Origin of the sequence: Bacteroides sp. AM41-16 (assembly GCF_003603495.1) — a bacterium.
In the GTDB taxonomy this organism is placed as follows: domain Bacteria; phylum Bacteroidota; class Bacteroidia; order Bacteroidales; family Bacteroidaceae; genus Bacteroides; species Bacteroides uniformis.
In genome coordinates this window covers 17,382-37,664 of the sequence record NZ_QTNE01000014.1, presented here as the reverse complement: position 1 = coordinate 37,664, position 20,283 = coordinate 17,382, and the positions used below count along the sequence as shown (strand labels likewise).

Annotated in this window: 15 protein-coding genes; all 15 read right to left on the bottom strand. The window is 47.3% G+C overall.

Translation table 11 applies throughout. The features are described 5' to 3' along the window. Positions 1–15 precede the first annotated feature (15 nt). The 15 genes from DW896_RS13015 to DW896_RS12945 all read right to left on the bottom strand — a co-directional run bounded on the left by DW896_RS13015 (position 16) and on the right by DW896_RS12945 (position 20,265). Complete coding sequence (locus DW896_RS13015) at positions 16–1,170, bottom strand: Rid family hydrolase (RefSeq protein ID WP_119993340.1); 1,155 nt, start codon at positions 1,168–1,170, stop codon at positions 16–18. 65 nt (positions 1,171–1,235) lie between these two features. Next, a complete protein-coding gene (locus DW896_RS13010; protein ID WP_009037108.1) occupies positions 1,236–1,952 on the bottom strand; it encodes a hypothetical protein in 717 nt (238 codons plus the stop codon). A 24-nt stretch (positions 1,953–1,976) separates the two neighbouring features. After that, on the bottom strand, positions 1,977–3,188 hold the full coding sequence (locus DW896_RS13005) for a porin (protein ID WP_005823796.1): 1,212 nt from the start codon (positions 3,186–3,188) through the stop codon (positions 1,977–1,979). Between the two features lie 29 nt (positions 3,189–3,217). Beyond that, entirely contained in the window at positions 3,218–4,651 is a 1,434-nt protein-coding gene (locus tag DW896_RS13000; protein WP_085931069.1) for a di-heme oxidoredictase family protein, read from the bottom strand. A gap of 109 nt (positions 4,652–4,760) precedes the next feature. Next, entirely contained in the window at positions 4,761–5,912 is a 1,152-nt protein-coding gene (locus tag DW896_RS12995) for an imelysin family protein (protein ID WP_117599408.1), read from the bottom strand. Between the two features lie 29 nt (positions 5,913–5,941). After that, positions 5,942–7,324 carry a hypothetical protein gene (locus tag DW896_RS12990; RefSeq protein WP_005823799.1) on the bottom strand — a complete coding sequence of 461 codons (1,383 nt, stop codon included), beginning with the start codon at positions 7,322–7,324 and terminating at the stop codon, positions 5,942–5,944. Positions 7,325–7,641: 317 nt separating this feature from the next. After that, the gene (locus tag DW896_RS12985) at positions 7,642–7,848 is read right to left on the bottom strand and encodes a hypothetical protein (protein ID WP_005823802.1); all 207 of its coding nucleotides are present in this window, start codon (positions 7,846–7,848) and stop codon (positions 7,642–7,644) included. A gap of 66 nt (positions 7,849–7,914) precedes the next feature. Then, positions 7,915–9,273: an alpha/beta fold hydrolase gene (locus tag DW896_RS12980; protein WP_117588957.1), complete on the bottom strand. Its 1,359-nt coding sequence runs from the start codon at positions 9,271–9,273 to the stop codon at positions 7,915–7,917. Between the two features lie 12 nt (positions 9,274–9,285). Next, positions 9,286–10,242 (bottom strand): SPFH domain-containing protein, encoded by a 957-nt coding sequence (locus DW896_RS12975; protein WP_117588956.1) that lies wholly within the window; start codon positions 10,240–10,242, stop codon positions 9,286–9,288. A 198-nt stretch (positions 10,243–10,440) separates the two neighbouring features. Then, positions 10,441–13,035: a xylan 1,4-beta-xylosidase gene (gene xyl3A / locus DW896_RS12970; protein ID WP_119993348.1), complete on the bottom strand. Its 2,595-nt coding sequence runs from the start codon at positions 13,033–13,035 to the stop codon at positions 10,441–10,443. Positions 13,036–13,123: 88 nt separating this feature from the next. Next, complete coding sequence (locus DW896_RS12965) at positions 13,124–15,529, bottom strand: TonB-dependent receptor domain-containing protein (RefSeq protein ID WP_119993346.1); 2,406 nt, start codon at positions 15,527–15,529, stop codon at positions 13,124–13,126. A 172-nt stretch (positions 15,530–15,701) separates the two neighbouring features. Beyond that, positions 15,702–17,336, bottom strand: coding sequence for a hypothetical protein (locus DW896_RS12960; RefSeq protein WP_119993338.1), 1,635 nt, complete (start codon positions 17,334–17,336; stop codon positions 15,702–15,704). A 25-nt stretch (positions 17,337–17,361) separates the two neighbouring features. Beyond that, complete coding sequence (locus DW896_RS12955) at positions 17,362–18,531, bottom strand: MalY/PatB family protein (RefSeq protein ID WP_005835307.1); 1,170 nt, start codon at positions 18,529–18,531, stop codon at positions 17,362–17,364. Positions 18,532–18,760: 229 nt separating this feature from the next. Beyond that, positions 18,761–19,375: a CPBP family intramembrane glutamic endopeptidase gene (locus DW896_RS12950; RefSeq protein WP_009037118.1), complete on the bottom strand. Its 615-nt coding sequence runs from the start codon at positions 19,373–19,375 to the stop codon at positions 18,761–18,763. Next, positions 19,372–20,265, bottom strand: coding sequence for a prenyltransferase (locus DW896_RS12945; protein WP_035450026.1), 894 nt, complete (start codon positions 20,263–20,265; stop codon positions 19,372–19,374). The genes DW896_RS12950 and DW896_RS12945 overlap by 4 nt, the downstream gene beginning before the upstream one ends. Positions 20,266–20,283: the final 18 nt, after the last annotated feature.

Below are 20,283 nucleotides of genomic sequence, written 5' to 3'. Positions count from 1 at the left end.
ATTAAAAGTAAAAAATCAATATGGAGCAAACTCCTTGTTTTCTAAAGACTTGACTCCCATACATTCCATCTCTATCAGCCAACCCGGACGACATACGGGAGCATATACAAACACTCTCGGAGTATCCGGAAAACGCTCGTCATACATTCCTTTGACCACGGTATAGTCAGCAACATCCCGCAGATAAACAATCATCTGTCCTAAATCATCAAACGTACAGCCAGCCTCTTTCAACAAAGCCTCCACATTCTCCCACATACGTTCCGTCTGCTTGCGAATGTCCCCGGGATATACCACCTCACCTTTATTATTGATGCTCGCAGTACCCGAAATAAACACCTGGCGACGGTCGCCATAATCCACATACGTACCTCGCTCGAAACTCACACCGTATTCGTATGTGGGATTCAGATGTGTCGGTGCGTAAAGGTAGTGAATTTGTTCAGATTTCAAACCATCTACAGCATAAGTATCCATCTGAACCGTCACTTTTGGGTCGGCATGACGGCCACCGATACCGGTACTGGAAATATAATGAGTCTTCTCCGTCAAGTCCTGGGTAACAAACACCTCATTACGCGCCTTCACCACTCCGGTATAATTCACATCCACGTTCTGTACAAAGAACCAGGTACGTATGCAATTATCAGCCAGCTTGCAGCCCTGTTCCATCAGCTGCATCACATAGTCATTCAACAGCAGACGGGTCTGGTATTCCGAATTGGCGGCACGATTGAAAGAGCCGCCTCCCCAAAGGTGACGGTAGGCGCCATGTCTCACTTCGAACAATCCGTTATGAAGTACCTGTGTTTCCACACCTTTCTGCAGATAGACCCACAGTGCAATCTTTGTACCGTTCAACGGCGGCTGCTCTACCACGGAGAGTGCACAATCCGAACATTCTGCCGAAAGCGCCAGTAGCATATCTGCCTGATTGGCGGCGTCACTTAGAAAGTAGCGTTTAAAGATGGCAACAGCACCTTGTAGCTCACTTTCACGTAGTTGGCAGTAAGTGTCGACCACCGCATTCAGCTGTTCTTCATAAGTCGCTTCCGGTCTGGTAGCATGAATCATTACATGATATTCCGAAACACCCGCTTCTACCTCATATTTAAAGATTTCGGTTAAGGTATTCTCCGATTGATTAGTTTGTTGTTGTTTATCTTTCATATTAAATATCAATTAGTCGTTGTTGTTCAAAAAAGTACCGGTATTACCAGTAAGGCCCATCATTATTACGGCTGTGCACCATCGTCAATCCAGTTGCCAATCAAAGACTGCATATCAGATGAGGTTATCATCTGAGAATGGTCTATACGCCAATCCGAGCTGATGTCCGTACCCAATATGAGATGCAAGACACTTTCTGACGCATTGCCGGGCATAACCCTCATTTTACCGTCCACCGTCGTTGAAGCCCGGTTGACCAGATCAGCATGGCTATGTCCTTCCAGCAGATTCAAGCCACCACCCGGAGTGGTGCTAAGACCATGGCAAGCCGTACAAGTGGCATTGAATATTTTTTGTTGAATGGCATTGTACATACTTGCATCAACTGTTCCTGCATCCATAAGTATAGTATCAGCGATTTCAGTACATTCCATTGCCACCAAACTGACAATGCGCTTTCTCAACTTATTGATTACACATAGCTCGACTGTTGTCACCTCATCCGTTATGCCGGACATTGTCAACTGGATTTCATCATTATCCGATTCGGATACCGGAACAACCTTTGAAACAATGGCATAATCGCTTTCATCATCAAATCCTGCCACTACCACACTATAGTCGCCCGACCACTTATCCACACCACTAATCCGGCCTGTCATCTTCACTGTGCGTCCTTCACCCGTGGCCACTACGGCATTCTCATAAATTCTCCCCTCATCGCATGCATGCAGACCTATAAGAAGCACGGGCAGAAAAAAGAAAAGAATGTATTTTTTCATAGACGAATCCTTTCCTGACTTCATTTAGAATGTATATTGAAGCATCACCGTGGCAGAGTGAGTGGCCAGACCTAAATTATCATTATCACGGTCGAGCTGCGTGTCGTGTCCCCAACGGGCTACATACTGATACATTGCCTGCAATTTCAGGTTGCATCCTCTGAAAAAGTAATTCATACCTACAGCAGGCATATTCAGGAAACCGTCGTCATCCGTACCGTTACGATTGAAGATATCGTAGCGTGCGGCAAGCTGTAGGCGGGGAGCGACAAAGTAACCACCTTGCACATAACCGCCTAAAAAGCTATACGATTCATTTATCTTTTGCCGTTTGGTGAAACCTACATTCATATAATAAGCTTCAGCCGCCAGATAGAGCTTGTTCTTCAACATGGCAAATTCCAACCCCACACGGGTATCATTGGTACTCTCATTTTCACTCTCCACATTGATAGAACCCGAAAGACCGAATAATATCTTATCCTCGTTCAAACGGTTAGGATTACCTTGTGTGGAAGGCATCACCCCCTTGGGCATATAAGTCAGACGTCCGGCATACAGCAATGAAGGGATATGCCAGTCATCACTCATCGTCTTTGAAGCTGTATTCACGGAAGCTCCGGTTCCATTGAACAAGCCGACTTCATAACCGAACTTATCTGCCACCAGACCGTGAATTTCAACACCCAGGTCAAATCCCGTACCGATATTAGGCGTCACGGCATTCAACGAATAAGGCAAAATTACAGAAGACGTCAGAGAAACCGGCAACTGGGGAAGCAGTGTTTCGCCAAGAGTTGTCAGATAGGCATGCGAGAATGGAGTCTTGAACTTTCCGACACGAATCGCAAATTGTTTTTTCAGCTGTACATCAAACCACGCCTGCTGTAACAGCGCTCCTCCACTTGCAGCAGCATTGATGGACAGATTGAAAGCTACTTTTCCAAAAGCCTTGCCAGTAAAGCCAAGTACGGCATAAGGAATGGAAAAACCCGAATTGGCAATATTATCTTGGTTATAAGCCTTATCCAAGCCTTCATCATCATACCAATTGAAATTAGCACTCGTTTGTACCAACAGATAAGGCTTGAAAACAAAATCACCTTTCTTTGTTTCAATGGTAAAACCTTCTCTTCCGGCCAATGACACTACACCATTCTCCGTATCTTCCTCATGTTGCGCCATAGCGGTCAAAGGCAAAACAGCCAGCATGGCGACATATAAAAATTTCTTCATAATTACTTTTTATATAAAGCTTATTAGTTCTAAAGTGAATTTAAAAATACAATCAGGGCATCACGGTCATCCTTACTCATGTTCTTAAAGAGATTTTTCGATGCTTCTCCCTCTCCCCCATGCCACATTATGGCTTCAACAAGATTGCGGGCACGACCATCGTGCAAGAAGTAGGTATGTCCGTTTACCTTTTCCTGAAGCCCGATACCCCAAAGCGGAGTAGTGCGCCATTCATTGCCACGCGCCAACCCACTTACATAGTTATCATTCAGACCGACTCCCATAATTTCGGAGCCCATATCATGCAGCAAAAAATCCGAATAGGGGTGAATTGTCTGACTTCCCAACCATGGCAAACGGGTACCGTTCAACAGCACGGAGCCCCGAGGCTTGGTATGCAACGTGGTGACATGGCAAAGATGGCACTTGGCTTTATAGAAATTCTGTTCTCCCCTTATCACCTGCGGGTCATTCACATTACGCCGTGCAGGAACACCAAGACTCTGCATATACAAGTCAACATCTTCCATATCTTCTGTAGAAACATCCAACTGGGCATAAGAAAGCCCCATCATGCTGCCTTGATTCACCTGGGACTGCCCCTCGCATATCTCTTCCGGATAGCGGCTATTGGTAACACCCATATCACTTGAAAAACCAAGTTCAACAGTCAAATCCGCATGTTGAGCCTTATTTCCCGACAGCCCCAAGCTTCTCACACCACGTTCGGTAATGTAATTGCAACGGCCACTTATACCATACTCCGGATAATTACTTTTTGCAGCAAGCGCTTCAATCTCCGTAGGTTCCAAAGCCATCATTTGCCCCATACCGACATGTCTCAACGGGATACGCACCGTACAGAACATATCTTCAGGCTTTATACTGTCAGCATACCATTCGGATATGGAATAAGCCGGTCTGCAAAGTTCATACTTCTCTCCGTCGGGAAAGGTAAAAGTCTCATAAGTATACTCCACAGAAAGCTTCCCCTCCGGTTTCACTCCATAAATGGCCTGGTCATGGAGGACACGACCATAATCCTGAAAAAACGCACCATTCTTGCGGCTTATATAAACCAGCATCGAGGAAAACCCGTAACTACCCGATCCACCTTCACTCCACAGCGTCGGTTTGGTACGGCCGGCATTACGATGACAACTGCCACAAGAATACCCCGCATAGACCGGGCCAAGACCACCTCCCATGCCATTGCTACTCGTACGCACATCATCGTAAAGCCCGTCACCATCATTAAAGCGACTGTTGTAAACACCCGACACCCAGTCTGCCGGTGAATCATAGGCCTTGGATGAATTCATGAAGATTGTGGACGTTCCGGCAGACAGAGCGTATCCTTCAGGAATCTCTATATCCAACACGTCAATCCCATCATCATCACAAGCAGTCAAACCTGCCGACAAACAAAGGAGAAGACATGAATATCTCATTAAACGATTCATCATCTTTATCTACTTTTTAATAATGGCATATCCAAACATGCCAAAGAAGTAAAGGCAGGATTCTCCAAATCCTCCCCTTTACTTCTTGAGTATTGTTTATAAATAATTCTTATTTAACTGTACGAGGCTTGCCATCCTTGAAAAGCAGGAATTCCAAAGTATGGAATCCGCGTACATTTTGAGCAGATTCAACTTTTGCATCATCATCACCCTCGCTCCATTCCAAATCGCCCCATTTCTGGGAATTCAGAATCTGGACAATGGCGTTCTGGTCCAAAGGCCAACTATCCATATTCGGGTCAAGTCCCAGCTCATCCACCGGCCCAAATAGGAACGCCTCACTTTCCTCCCAAGGTTCACGGGCTGTTATCCAAGCATTGCATGCCGTCTCAAAAGCACTGTTAGAGGGATTGTTGGCAAGAGCCACCACAGCGTCATACAGCGTACTATTCTTCTCCTTCAAATCCTTATAGGTAGGCAAAACCACAACATTGACATAATTTTCAACAATCGGGTCAAGTGCTTCATTGCTGTTAATGGTGCTATTGTCCCTGATATAAGGTTTCAACTCCTTATCCAATACACTTTCCAGTTCTTCACAAGCCTTGATAGCCGCTACCGTTTCCTGACTGTTGATATTATTACGGAAAGGTTGGGGAATAGCCTGAATAGCCGATGCTGCCGTAGTGATAGCTGCCGACACTTTCGTATCCAACTCCGCATTGACTCCAGCCACCAATTTTGAAATTGACTTGTCGCTCACCTTACCGTCCAAAGAGCCGTAATAGGCATTGCGGATTGAGTAAATATTATTGGTATAATCATCACGGGAATGCCAGCTATACCATGACTCAACAGCATAGAGGGCCTCTGTAACATTGTTTGCCATATATTTATTATATGGATCACCAATCTTCGTCTCACCTACCTCATTGGAGATTTCAACACAACCGTCGATAACCTGCTCTATACAGTTCCAGGCACTTGAAAAGTTATAGGCACCATTATGAGCTTTGAAGGAAGTTGCAAAACTTGCCCCACCCTTATAACTCGTATTCCAAGAATCATAAAGATTGGTGGCATCTGTCTTCAACAAAGCCGCCACATTTCTCATGTAGTTGTGCCAACTTGCCGCATTCTCCGAATTATACTCAATGTCAGCAGGATTAACTGTACTGTTGTCATCATCATCGCTACAAGCAGTAGCCGTAAATGCCAGCCCTAATACCAAAGCTGTCGCATAAAAGAAATTTTTCTTCATCTGTATAAAATTAATTGATTACTATTCATCTACTTCTTGACAAACCAACCGATATAGGCAATACCAATCGAAAACTCATTTTCACTATTATACTTGCCAGTTCCAAAAACCTTGTTTGTTCCGATTTGGCGGGTAGTGTAGTCAGCCTTTACCACCAGATTAGGCAAGGCATACCAATTCAATCCAGCAGTCCACATGCTTACCTGACAACGTTTCTCCATTATCTGGCTGGCCTCTCCCTTTTCTTGCGGATTATAATATTCATAACGTGCAAAGGGGTAGATAACCGGAACTTTCCTGTTTCCTTTGAAGAAAGCGCTGATATTCAAACCGGCCTCGGCTGCATAACTGACTACATTCTTTGCAATGGGGGTTATACGGCTGTAAGGAGATTTATTCGACAATTTGGTATTTGCCTCACTAAGCTTCGCTGAATTACCCAAATTTCCGTATACCATATTGGCACGGGCAACCACATATTTATTACGGTATTGGGCATCTGCCGTATAAATTCTTACCGGAATCTTACCGGTAGACGAATAAGTATCCGCTTTGTCAGAATTGGAACCGGCATCAGCGCAGTAATAGAACGAAGCACCTATACGCAACCCCGGAACCCCCTTATAGTCCAGACGAGCCACATAGCCCGGTGAAGTAAAGTTGTCTTCTTCAAAGATGCCTTGTTTGCCACTTGCTATCCAGGTGTTACGGTCAAAGCCATTGGCATTCAGACCGGCCACTATCATGGCCTGATAATCAAAGCTGGCATATCCTTTTCCAAAAGAACCAAAAAACTCGAGTCCGTTTTCATGCCACGTAGAAGGAAGGATGGTTGTCTCTCCTTCCGGCCGATAAGTTCCAAAGAAATTGATTGGTTCATGATGGGCGTTGGTCAATCCTACCGGGACAATGATGTGACCGGCACGTATGTTGAATTGTGGAACAATTAAACGGGTAATGTGGAATTGCTCGATAGCCACTTCGCCACCCTTTTCCACCTCCGTTTCATACTCACCGTTTTCCGTATTCTCAAGTTCATAAGCAGTACCCGTACCACCGGATTCAAACTCGATTTCAGCACCGAGTATCCATTTGGAATTGAACTTGTAATCCAGAGCCAACACGAAACGGGGTATAGAAATTGTATTCCTATGTTTGTCTGGATTGCCTTCAGGTGCACCATAGAAACGGTTAATACCATAATCCTTAAAACTTGCAACCATTTCTCCGTATCCACCGAAACGGAATTTCTTGTAGTTGTCGCCATCATTCGCTACTTTTTCCTTTTTCTCTTTGTCTGTTGAAATCTCCGTACTCTCTGCTGCAGAAGTAACTTTTTCAGGTTCAGCAGCCTGCAAAGCATTGGCAGAAAGCAAAAAACATAAAACGAATAAGCCAGTTAATTTTCTCATCTTTTATCTTAAATTTTGTTGGGAGCAAAGGTAGAGGTAGTTAAAAAGGAGAACAATACCTAAAAATTGCGAAAAGAAGAGAAAGAGTAACCATTAGTAGGTAATGGCAGATTTATAACAACAAATAAAGATGAAAAAGGAGGATAAATGGTAAAAGAACTATTAAAATGCTAATCCACGTAACGAGCACGATAAGCAGGGCCGTACCTTCCAGAATACGGTCAAGCACAGTGGGTTGGAAACGGACATTAGGGCATTTCTTGCCGGAATAAGGACCAAGATTAATCATATTATCTACGATTTAGAATCTGTTATCACTAATCCTCCTTTGCTTTCTCTTCAGACGGAGGAGGATTCTTGGACTTCTTCATCCGCCCACTCTTCCGCAATGCTTCAGCGATAATCCACTGAAGCTGTCCATTGGTACTACGGAACTCGTCGGCTGCCCATTTTTCAATGGCATCCATCGTTGCAGCATCCACACGGAGGACAAAGCTTTTGGTTGAAGTTTCTTTTTTAGCCACTATTTATTTACTATTTAACAATTTACGATTTATGATTGAAGTTACTTTGATATAACCAAGTACCAATCAAAGAGTATTCTGCTTGCCCCGCACGAAGGAGGCAATGTCATCCATAACATATGCCGGGACGGGCGAAGCATGGCTATACTCAAACGGAGTCGCCTTGCCGCTGCCTTCCTGCAACAAGTGATTCAATTTCGGATAAGATTTGAAGTACGCATTCTTACAACGCAACAGACCGGAACGCCATAAACCGAAGTCTTCCATAGTCACTTGATAATCTCTCTCCCCTTGAAGAACAAATATGGGCAGCTTTAGTTTAGCGGCAACCTCCACCGGTTTGTAAGCGTTGGCAAACAGCCAATATGAGCGAGGCTGCCCCAACGGTAAGGGAATTGCCTCATCGAACTCTTCGGTACCAAGCTTTTTGACATTCACCAACTGTTGTTTCAGTTCATCAAGTTGAGCCTTTACATTGACTGAAGAATCCGTCAAAGAAGAGGTATAATAAAACTGTTCCTCAAGAGCATCTTCAAGCGGTCTTGCCAGTCCGGCAAGGATAATGATACCTGCCAAACCTTTCGAACGCCCGGCAATACGGGGAGCCAATGTACCTCCCAGGCTGTGCCCCAACACATACACACTGTCAGAAGCCAGCTCGGGCAAAGCCCTTACCTGCTCCACTATGGCAACGGCATCGTCCACGGCCTCAGTATCATAATCGAGTTCGCGACCGGCAGGAACGCAAGCCGCACCATATGCTTTTGTCCGTTTTTCATAGCGGACGACGGCAATGCCGCGTTCCGCCAATCCCCAGGCCAGGTCACGGAAAGGCTTGTTGGGACCTATCGTCTCGTCACGGTCGTGAGGACCGGAACCATGTACCAGAATAACACAAGGAACCCTGCATACATCCGAACCGACTGCCCTCTTGGGCAAAGTCAACGTTCCGGGAAGCTTGTAGCCGTCGGCTCCCAGCGTAATATCCCTTTCATCCATTTTTGTCTTATCATAGGCTACCGGTTGGGCAGTGCTAACAGCAGGTGCAGGGACTAGCCGGATTGTATTCAGTGCCCCGTCAGCATCAAAAGCCACTAGAAAGCGGAGATTATAACGTTCAAATTCCACATCGGAATAATAGATAGTAATTCCCTGGGCAGAATCGGTCTTCCATTCTCCTTTTGATATGGATTTACCAAACATTTTCTCTGCTTGCCGGAAAGAATCATTGAAGAGTGCCGGAGCCAGTTTCTCCTGCAACTCCCGGTTCAATGCCGCATGGATGCTGTCACCTTGCCCTGCCACAAACAATTCATAAATGTGCTGCGCGCGCGCAGTATTCGCATCTTGTGCAAAGCCCCCATATACATTGCCCAGCAAGAGCAGTATAAGAGCCCACCGTCCTATGCCTCCCATCTCTTTCATCCGTATCCTTTATCAATGGTTCAACGTTCCCGTATTGACTACCGGTTGGGCAGCCTCGTCCGCACAAAGCACTACCAACAGATTGCTGACCATTGCTGCTTTCTTGTCTTCGTCCAGTTCAACAATTTCTTCTTCAGAAAGTTTATGGAGCGCCATTTTTACCATAGAGACTGCCCCTTCCACAATCTTCTCGCGTGCCGTAATAATGGCAGATGCTTGCTGGCGACGCAGCATCACAGCGGCAATTTCGGGCGCATATGCCAGATAGTTGATACGCGCTTCCACCACTTCCATACCTGCCATGGCCAGGCGTTCATTCAATTTCTGCTCCAGCTGTTCATTGATTTCCTCACCGCCCGAACGAAGTGTCAACTCTTCCGTATCAGCCTCATTATCATCATAGGCATACTGACCGGCAACCTGGCGAAGAGCGGCATCACTCTGTATCATGACGAAATTCTCGAACGCATTCATACGGTTGGCCACCGCATTGCCAAGACTGACCTGGTTCGCATTACCCGCTGTCGGAGCGGATGCAGCCATTGTTTGTGAATCAATCTCAAACATGGCTTTATAGGTGTCCTTCAGCTTCCACACCAATACCAGTCCTATAAGAATAGGATTACCAATCTTATCGTTCACCTTTATCGGCTCCACATCCAGGTTGCGTGCACGAAGCGAAAGCTTCTTCTTATTAAGGAAAGGGTTTACCCAGAAAAAGCCGGTCTCCTTGAACGTCCCTTTATATTTACCAAAGAACACCATAGCACGCGCCTCGTTCGGCTCCAGCTCCATATAGCCGGCAAACATAATAAACCATATCAGACACAGACACACCGAAAGGATCAAGGTAGGCACAGAAATGATAAACCCAAAGATTATCACTGCCGTAAGCACTACCAAATGAAGGAACAAGGCCAAAAAGCCATTCATCTTGAAACCACTGAAACCACACTCTTTTGTTTCCATATTCTATAGATTTAATTGATATCATAATGATATCACAAATATATCAATTAAAATTAGATAAGAACAGAGAAGCAAGGAAGTTAACATATTGTATTAAGGATTATTAAGAACATGTATCCCCAGTACACAAAAATTCCGCTTGAGGGTCATGACTTACCTTCAAGCGGAATTTTCTTTTTCGACTTTGTCAGCAATGTATCAAGGCTGAATGACAAAAGACCGGCGCAGCAAACCAGCAGTCTGCGAGCTACCGCCCACCATAAGTTCATAACTGCCTTCGGAAACGCACATGGTATTGCTTTGCGGATTCCACCACACCAACTCTTTATCGCCCAAATCAAACTCTACATCGACCGTCTTTCCTGCCGGGATATGTACCCGTTTGAAAGCACGCAATGCCTTGCTCGGTCCTTCGACATCATCGTTTTTCTTCAAATAGACCTGCACAACCTCTTCACCGTCACATTTGCCGGTATTGGTTACGGGGACATTCAATCTCAATTTCTCACCGGACTTTATATTATCCGAACCAAGCACCACAGCGCCATAGCAGAAAGAGGTATAGCTCAATCCATGACCGAAGGGGAAAAGCGGTTCCTGGGTCATGTAACGGTAAGTCCGGCCGGTCATATTATAATCCTCAAAATCAGGAAGCTGTGACACATTACGGTAGAAGGTGACCGGCAAGCGTCCTGCCGGATTGTAATCACCGAACAAGACTTCGGCTACAGCCGTACCACCTGCCTGACCGGGATACCATGCCTGCAGGATAGCTCCACACCTCCCGGTTTCCGGCTCCAAGCCGATAGGAGAACCTGAACAGTTCACCAACACCACCTTTTTACCGGCACGGTGCAAAGCGGCAATCAGTTCCCGCTGGACAGCAGGCAACTCTATATCGGTACGGTCGCCTCCTCTGAATCCGGGAAGCTCAACACCCATCTCCTCGCCTTCGAGGTTCGGAGAGACTCCTCCCACAAAGACCACGACATCAGCATCCTTTACACGCTCCACAGATTTCCTCACATCCACTTCATTCTTAAATCCAAGGTCAAAGTTCAGCTGTGCATCGCTACGGAAATATTCAAAATCCAATTCAACGTCATACGTTTTTCCTGCTTGTACCTGCAAAGTATAAGCACTCTTCTGCCCACCGTGCTGATTGGAGAATCCTCTCACTTCCTCCCCATTTATCCGCAATCTCCCTGAGCCATAAGCATAGATGTCAAAGACCACCTCTCCCGACTGGTCGGGAGTGAATACGCTGTTGTAGGTAGCCGAGAAGTCGGTAAGGTTCACACCCGGAGCAAAAACCGTGGCACCGGATGTACAGAAATGGAAAGGAGTGGTCACTTGGGCAGTAGTGACTGGCTCACCGTCACGAGTCACGTTATTCCAGTAGCGTGCAGTAAATCCGGGTTTCCCGTCGGCAGTCTTGCAACGGTTGAAGACGCTCTGTATCTGAGCTCTCTCCACCCATCCGCAGCCTTGTTCATAAATAAGCCGATCATCACTCCCCAAAGCTTTTCTAATTCCGTCCAGAATGGTAACTGTGTGCGGAGGCATACCGTTATAATTTCCCCACTGCATCACAGAATCATTGGCGTTCGGACCCATCACGGCTATAGTCAGCCCTCCACGCTTCAACGGCAAGGTATTATCCTTGTTCATAAGCAGTGTCATTGACTTGCGAGCCATGTCGAGCGCCAGAGAGTCGTGTCCGGCAGAAGCCACCACAGAAAAAGGAATGCCGGTCCAGGACACCTTCTCCGGCTCGTCCATTTCACCCAAGGCAAAGCGAGCCGTCAAAAGACGCTTGACTGCTACATCCACTGCTTTTTCATCAATCTTTCCCTGCTTCACCGCTTCTACCAGGGCCTCGTAACTCGAACCGCACTCCAAGTCAGTTCCACTCAGCACCGCAGCCGCCGAAGCGGACTCTGCATCAGGATGCGTCTTATGACCATAGTCTCTGTAAAAATCGGCAATAGCTCCACAGTCCGAAAGGACAATACCGTCAAATCCCCACTCATCGCGCAAAATCTGCATCAGTAGGCGGTCGCTACCGCAGCAAGGATCGCCCTCAAAACGGTTGTAGGCACACATCACCTCCTTCACTTTTCCTTCTTTCACCAAAGCCTCGAAAGGAGGAAGATAAGTTTCATACAAATCACGGGGCTTGATATTTTCCGCATTAAACTCATGGCGGTTCCATTCCGGACCGGAGTGTACGGCAAAGTGCTTGGCACAAGCATGCAGCTTGTCATATTTTCCATCGTTCGTACCCTGCAAACCTTTTACAACCATCACACCCATACGGCTGGTCAGATAAGGGTCTTCCCCATAAGTCTCTATACCCCTTCCCCAGCGGGGGTCGCGATAGATATTCACTGTAGGCGTCCACATCGTCAATCCTTGATAGCGTTCATGGCTTTCCTGGGATGTATAGTAGGCATTCTTGGCACGGGCCTCATCAGAAACAGCAGTAAATACCTCGTATACAGTCTCCGGCGAGAAAGATGCCGCCATACCAATCGGTTGGGGAAACACTGTGGCCAGCCCGGCACGCGCCACTCCATGCAACGCTTCATTCCACCAGTTATAGGGCTTGATGCCCAGGCGTTCCACTGGTTTGGAGCTGTCCATCATCAAGGACACCTTCTCTTCGAGCGTCAGTTCCTTCAGCAAAAGTCCGGCACGCTCTTCTGCCGGCAGAGATGCATTCTTGTAAGTAGCCTGCCCGCATCCCGACAATAGGAAGAGTGGCAATAGGTAAAGAAGTTTCTGTGTCATCATGGTTTTATATTAATCGTTGTTACAATCGCTTGTATCACAAAGATAAATATTTTCTCCCAATTGCCAACACGCAATAAACTTCTTATTATAATCTTCTCTGAATATCCTCGTTACTGTTCCGCTGCCCCTTGCTACGTATATCTCCACCGAAAGTATAGGATACACCGATACGGAAACTGGTAAAGGAGAACTGGTTATCTGCAATTATCTTCAGCCCGTTGGACATGGTTTCCAATTTGGAATGGCTGACAAACAGATTGTTGACATTCAGGCTGAGGTTGAGCTTATTGTCCAACAACCGGTAAAGCATACCTGCACTGACGCTGTAAGTGGGACTCATCAGATAGATGCCCTGATACTGACGGGAAGAATAGGAACCGGACAACGTGGCCAGAAGAGTCTTCTTTTCATTGAAGAAGAAAGTGTTGCGCAGACTGGCGTCATAAGCCCATCCTTTCTCCTCGGAAGAGGTGGTGACAGCGCTGGAGGTAGTCCGGCGATAGCTCACTCCATGCTGGGCGTAAGCTTGCAGCCATTTGGTACGGAAAGTGTACGAATTGTTAAGCCCGAAAGCATGCGTCTTCATGAAATTCTCCCAAAGGAAAGAAGTCACATTCGTTTCGGCATCCAAGTCCACAACCTGGAAGAATACATCGTCCGAATAAGAATAATAAGCGGAAACATTGAAGTTGTTCTTCAACGTATATCCCAGTTCTGCATTGTAAGTGTAGCTGGGTTTCAAGTCCTCACGTCCGCAGGCATACGTATATTTGTTCTGATAGAACGGAAAAGGATTGACCATATTCTGCGACGGACGGGAGATGCGGTTGGAGAAACTGAAGTTCAGCGCATGCCCGTCTGTAGGCGAATAAAGCAGATAGACAGTAGGGAACAAGCGCGTATAGTCGTGCTTGTCCTCCGTATCCTTCGCTTCGGAAATACCGGTAGTGCGGGTGTGCTCCATACGCAAGCCCAACTGCATGGAAAAACGTTCGGAATATTCACGGCTATAATCAGCATATAAGGCATAGATTTGCTCCTTGTAACGGAAATAATCATCCTGCACCAGCGTAGGGTCCGATGTATCGTAATTGATACCGTTGCGAGTGTTGGTAAAGGAGACCTTGGCACCTGCCGTTATCTTGTACTTTTCAAAAGGAAGGATGAAATCAAGAGCGGAGGAGACTACATCTACCTTGCGATGTTGCAGATAGTTGTAATCGAAGTTTGTGCCCGGAATCTCCGTACCGTCAGGCAGGAGGGTTTTCGAGAGAAAGCCCATATTTTCGTCCCGGTTGTCACGCAGGTAATCCACATCCCAAGTCATTTTCTTGCCTTTGTCATCCCAGACCTTATCGGTATGAAAATTCAGATTGAGGCGGTCGGAACTGGTATCCTTGTCACTGTTGGAGTACAGCAAAGAATCCAATACGGCGGTAGAGGCATCGTAAACTTCCGTCCATGAAAGGGCGTTGCCCGGTTTGGGAGCACTGTGATTATAGATGGCCTGCATACCTACAGTCCAGTCCCGTTCCAACGATACGTCCACACCTCCCTGAAGGTAGAAGCTATTCATGTAATTGGTGTAGTCGGCACGGCTGTTCCAGGTGTTCTGCGGAAAATAGCGGTAATTCTTCTCACGCGTCTCATAGTTGCCCTGCGTAGTACCCCCGTTGAGGAAGGATGACACGCGCCCCTTGCTGAGGTTCAGGCTTACCCCGCCATATCCGTAATTGTCCTTTTCACCAGCGCTGTAGGAAGCGGAAGCCGTACCACCCACGTAATCTTTGGGACGTGACTTCAAGCGAATATTGATGATGCCTGCATTTCCGGCGGCATCATATTTGGACGGAGGCGTGGTAATCACCTCCACCTTCAGTATCTGGGAGGCGTCATAGGAACGGAGGTAATCTATCAGTTCATCTCCCGACAGCTTCGTCTCACGGTCGTTGATATAAACCTTGATACCCCCTTTACCTATAATACCAATACTGTTTTGTCCAACCTGCAGACCGGGCACTTCACGCAGAAGGTCGAGTGCACTGCCTCCGGCAGAGGCTATGGTATTATGTGCATCGAACACTACCCTATCCACCAGACGCTTGATAACGGGACGCGCGGCCGTAACGGTCACTTCGTCCAGCAAGGCGGAAGAAGATTTCAATGTCAATTCGCCAACGTTTTTGTTTCCTTGCAGCACAACGGGAACGTAGAGGTCTTCGCTGCCGATAAGGGTAATATGCAACAAGTATTCTCCCAGTGGCTGGTCAAAGGAAAAACAACCTTGTGTGTCGGTCAGCATACCGGTAATATAGGTACTGTCTTTTGCCTGCTTCAGCAGCACATTCGCCACCTCTACCGGTTGGCGGTTCTCGTCCTGCACACAACCGGAAAGCCGGTAAGTCTGAGCAGGAAGCAGAGTTGCCATACTTGCCAAGGCCACCCATACCATCACTCTTTTTCTAACGTTGTTCAGTAGTTTTTCTTTCATCATGCGTTTGATTTCAATATTTCACACCTTGTATTTCGCTGATACAAAGGTAGGGGTAAAACATGCCTCAAACGGTCTATATCGAGGAATAAAAAGTCTATATCCCAAAACTACAAATCACTACATATCAACACTTTAATTTTACAAAAGTCTATATTATGCCTTTTCCGGTCTATATGCTGCCTATAAACTCTACGATGCCTTCCTTCTCCCCCATCCCCAGTTTCTTGCGGATATTCGTCTTTCGCTGGTAAATGGTAGGAATGCTCTGTTGTGTCACCACACTAATCTCCTTCGTCGAGAAGTCCGCACAGAGCAGGCAGCAAAGCTGCTTTTCTTTGTCAATGAGCACATCGCCAAAACAGCTGTCCATCTTTGTGTAGAAGTTATCATAAATCCGGTCTATGATAGGATACAAGTCCTCCCATACCAGCAAACTCTCTACCGGCAGTTCATGGCTGGTAATACCCGAAATGCGGCGAAGCAGCTCCTGATTCTGTGAGGTAGGTTGTTTAGCCACCAGCCGTATCATGCCTAATTGCTGCAACAGTATTTTCCGAAAAAACTGCCCGTCTTCCCCTTTCGACTGGTTCCTGGTCGCATCTTCCAGCAACCGGGTCAGTGTTTCCGCCCGTTCTTCCGCTTCAATCAGCCGGTTGCGCCGGTTACGGATATAAAGGGACACACCACCACCTGCAAGCACCAGTACCAACAGTGCCAGCAACAAATTCAGTTGTGCCTGCTTCCGTTCCACCGTCAGAATCAAGTTGGCTTGCGAAAGCGTCTCCTTCGACTCGTCCTTACGCCGGACAGTACTCTGCAACGCAGTAAGAGCATTGGCTACAGAATCATTATAGCGCGCCACGTCCAGCACATCAAACGTACGGTGACGTGTATAATCTATCAATGCCCTATATACCGCCACCATATTCTCTTCCGTCAAAAACCGGTTCCGGCCCTCGCCACGTTTCCTCTCCTTATTCAAATAGTATTCCGCCGAATCAAGCAGCCCTTCTTTCAAGAACACTTCCACTTTCACCAGATCTCCCATACGCAACTGCACCGGGTCGATGACATACTGCTCCATACGACGAATAGTAGCTATTGCACCGGAAGGTTCATCAAAAGAGTAAGCCTGCATCTGGGCATAGTTACGCAAATAATGCACTATCTTACTGGTATCTTCTGCCTCCACTGCCAGTTCTATGCTGCGCTCCATGTAATAGGATGCAGAATCATTCTTGTTCAGCCCCATGGCAATTCCCATAGAGAAGAAGCTTCCGGCTCTTGCGTCCAAAGCTATGGCGATACGGAAAGTTTCTATCGCTTTCTCATAATCTTTCCAGACATACACATACCAGTATGCCTTATCAATCAGCATATCAGCCATTCTTCCCGTGTCCTGCAGCGCCTTGGCCAAAGCTACGCCGCTGTCAATGGCAGCTATACACCGTTCGTGCTCTTTCAGCCAATACCAGTACCAGGCTTTCAACTGATAGGAAAACAGATTCTTCGCCGTGTCGTTGCGGAAGACGTAATAATCGGAAGCAGGCAATATCAAGGAATCTTCCGCCATCGAGTTGTGCCGCTTATAGTGCACATAAGCATTCAGCCATCCATACAACAGCCTCTCCTCATCCGAAAGTTGCGATGGCCTCTCTATCTGTACCAGCAAGGCATACACGCTGTCCACATTCATATTCACCTGTTTTTCTGCCAGATGTAACAGATGTGCCTCATTCATCTGCCGGCAGGCAACAAGGCACAGCAACGCAAACAATAGTCCAAGGAAAGGTAATCTATTCATAATATAGGAGATATAGTTTTTTCTATCATTTGTCTGCAACCGCAGTTTCCAGTTGCTTCAGCGCCTGCTCCAACACCGAACGCGGGCAGCCGATATTCAGCCGCATAAATCCCTTACCCGGTTCACCGAACATGGTGCCGTCATTCAGTGCCAGGTGTGCCTTGTCCACAAATAGTCTCACCAGTTCCTCCTGAGTCAGCCCCAATCCCCGGCAGTCCAGATAAATCAGGTAAGAAGCCTGCGGACGTATCATGCCGATGCCCGGAATATGCTCGCGCAGGTAGTTCTCCGTGAAATCGATATTGCCCTTTATATAGTCCAGCAGCTGTTCCAACCATTCCTCACCATGCATATAGGCAGCAGCCGCACCGATATAGGCCAACATGTGCCCTTCGCTGAACTCGCCCGCTTCCATGAACTCCTGAAAACGGTGGCGGATGTCCTCATTGAGGATAATGGCGTACGAACTTCCCAATCCCGGCATATTGAATGTTTTGCTGGGTGCCATGAAGGTGAGGGAATTCTGCGCGGCAGCCCCCGAAACAGTAGCAAAAGGATGGTGTTTGTAAGGTGGCAGAGTCAAGTCGGCATGAATTTCATCGGAGATGACAAACGTATGGCTTTCCGTACAAATATCAGCAATCCGGCGTAATTCGTCCACCGTCCATACACGCCCGCCCGGGTTATGGGGATTGCAGAGAATCAATACTTTGCATCCTTGTATATCCTTACGGAAACGCTCAAAGTCAATCTGATACTGTCCGTCTTTCAGGTCGAGCGGAGAGTAAACCACTTCGCGCTTCATGCGTTGCGTCACCAGGAAGAAGGGATGATAAACGGGAGTCATCACCATTACCCGGTCGCCGGGATTGGTGAAGCATTGCAATGCGAAGGCTTGACCGCGGACAATGCCGGGTACAAAAGTCAGCATCTCGCGAGTGACGTCCCAACCGTGGCGACGACTGAGCCAGCTACAAATGGAAGTATACCATTCCTCACACGCAGACGTATAGCCCAGCACTTCATGTTCAAGACGCTTCCGCAAGGCTTCCATCACAAACGGGGGCGTGCGGAAATCCATATCCGCCACCCACATGGGGAGGAGGTCATCGCGTCCCCATACACTCTTCACACCGTCCCATTTCACGGAGTCGGTACCACGGCGCTCTATTACTTCATCAAAATTGTAAGTCATTTGCTTGTCTTTTTATTGTAGTTTCACTAATTCAACGCATCAATTTGTCTTGTTTTTATACCGCCCGAAAGAGAATTTACAACTATCTGATTATCAACATGTATAAATACATCCTATTTCTATCGTATACTGAGCCCTATTCAGTCGTATACTGAAATAGGTTCAGTATACGACTGAATAGGGCTCAGTATACAATCCATTACCGCCACCTTATTTTTGTAAACAATAATCATATCGGGAAAAATATAAATACCGCCACATCCCACACTGCATGAGACAAGATAATAGCGGCAAAGCGGTTCGGAAAGAAACGGTAAAGCGCCCCCCATGCCGCCCCCACCACCAAAGCCGCCATGACCAGCATGAAGTTGCAGGAACCGGCATGCACCAGTGCATAAATCAAAGTAGCCACCACAAAACCCGCATTCGGATTCCAGCGTTTGGAAAGCGTGCGTTGCACATAGCCGCGCCAGAAAATCTCTTCCGCCGGCCCTATCAGCAACAGCAGCAATGCTGCCAGCAGCCAAGGAGACTCTCCCTCTTTCATCCCATAAATGGAGTCCACCTGCGGACGGGCAAAATCGAACATCCAAGATGACACCTTGTCTCCCAACCAGAAAACGCCCCACAAAGCAACAGCAATGCCAAGTCCCAGCAAGACATTCGGCAAGCTCCACTTCACCTCCCGCCACCAGCCGGGATTGAACAAGGTGGCAAACACGGACAGTGTGAGCGCAGAACCGGTCATCATCCACCAGAAATTCACGAAAGGAGCCGTCCAAGGCGAAAACATGACCGTCCACAGCACGGCAGCCAGCAGAATGGTAAAAATCAGCTTCTTCATGACAGCAGACCGGCTACAACGAACGACAACGTGAACAGCAGACTGAACAACAACTGGAGTTTTGCAGTCATCTCATCCAGACCGGCTATGGCACTTTCTCCCTTTCCGGGAAAACGGGACACCACCCGTACATTGCCTATGGCAGGAACCAGTGCCGGCATCACCAGCAGGGTCCATAAAGGAAGAGTTCCCGCAGCTATCAAGCCGGCTATCCAGCCAAAAGGAAAAAGGACTTCGGCACAATAAACGTACATCGACGCCTTTCCTCCCAGCTTCATGGCCAGTGTCTGAATCTCTGCACGGGCATCGGTACGCATATCCCGTGTATTATTGGCATGCAGAATGGCCACCGTAATCAGTCCCACCGGCAGAGCTATCCACAAGACATTCCAGTCAACTACTCCCGTAGCCACATAGCAGGTACCCAACGTCGGCAGCAAGGCATACGCCAAAAAGATGACGACATCGCCCAACGCACGATACTTGAGCGGCGGATAAAGCAACGAGCAAGCCGCGCCGCCTATACCGATGTACAGCAACGGCAACCCCGTACGCCACAGCAGGCCGACACCCGCAACAAGGGCAACTGCCAGCAATGCCATCGACAAGCCATATATCTCGCGCGGAGCAAACATCCCGTCGGTCAAGGTCTTGGCGCCAAAGGTATCCCTTGCATCGACCTTATGTTTGTAGTCAAAATAATCACTCCAGGTATTCCCGGCAGCGTGAAACACGACGATGTTCAGCAATGCCCAGATGCCGTTCACCCAGTTTATGTCCTGCCGCATCCAATACAGATATGCCAACGTCACCACCACCGGCATCGAAGAGGCGGGGAATGACCACGGACGCACCGCTATCATCCAATCTTTCAAAGAATGTTTCTTCATTTGTTATTTATCATTTAT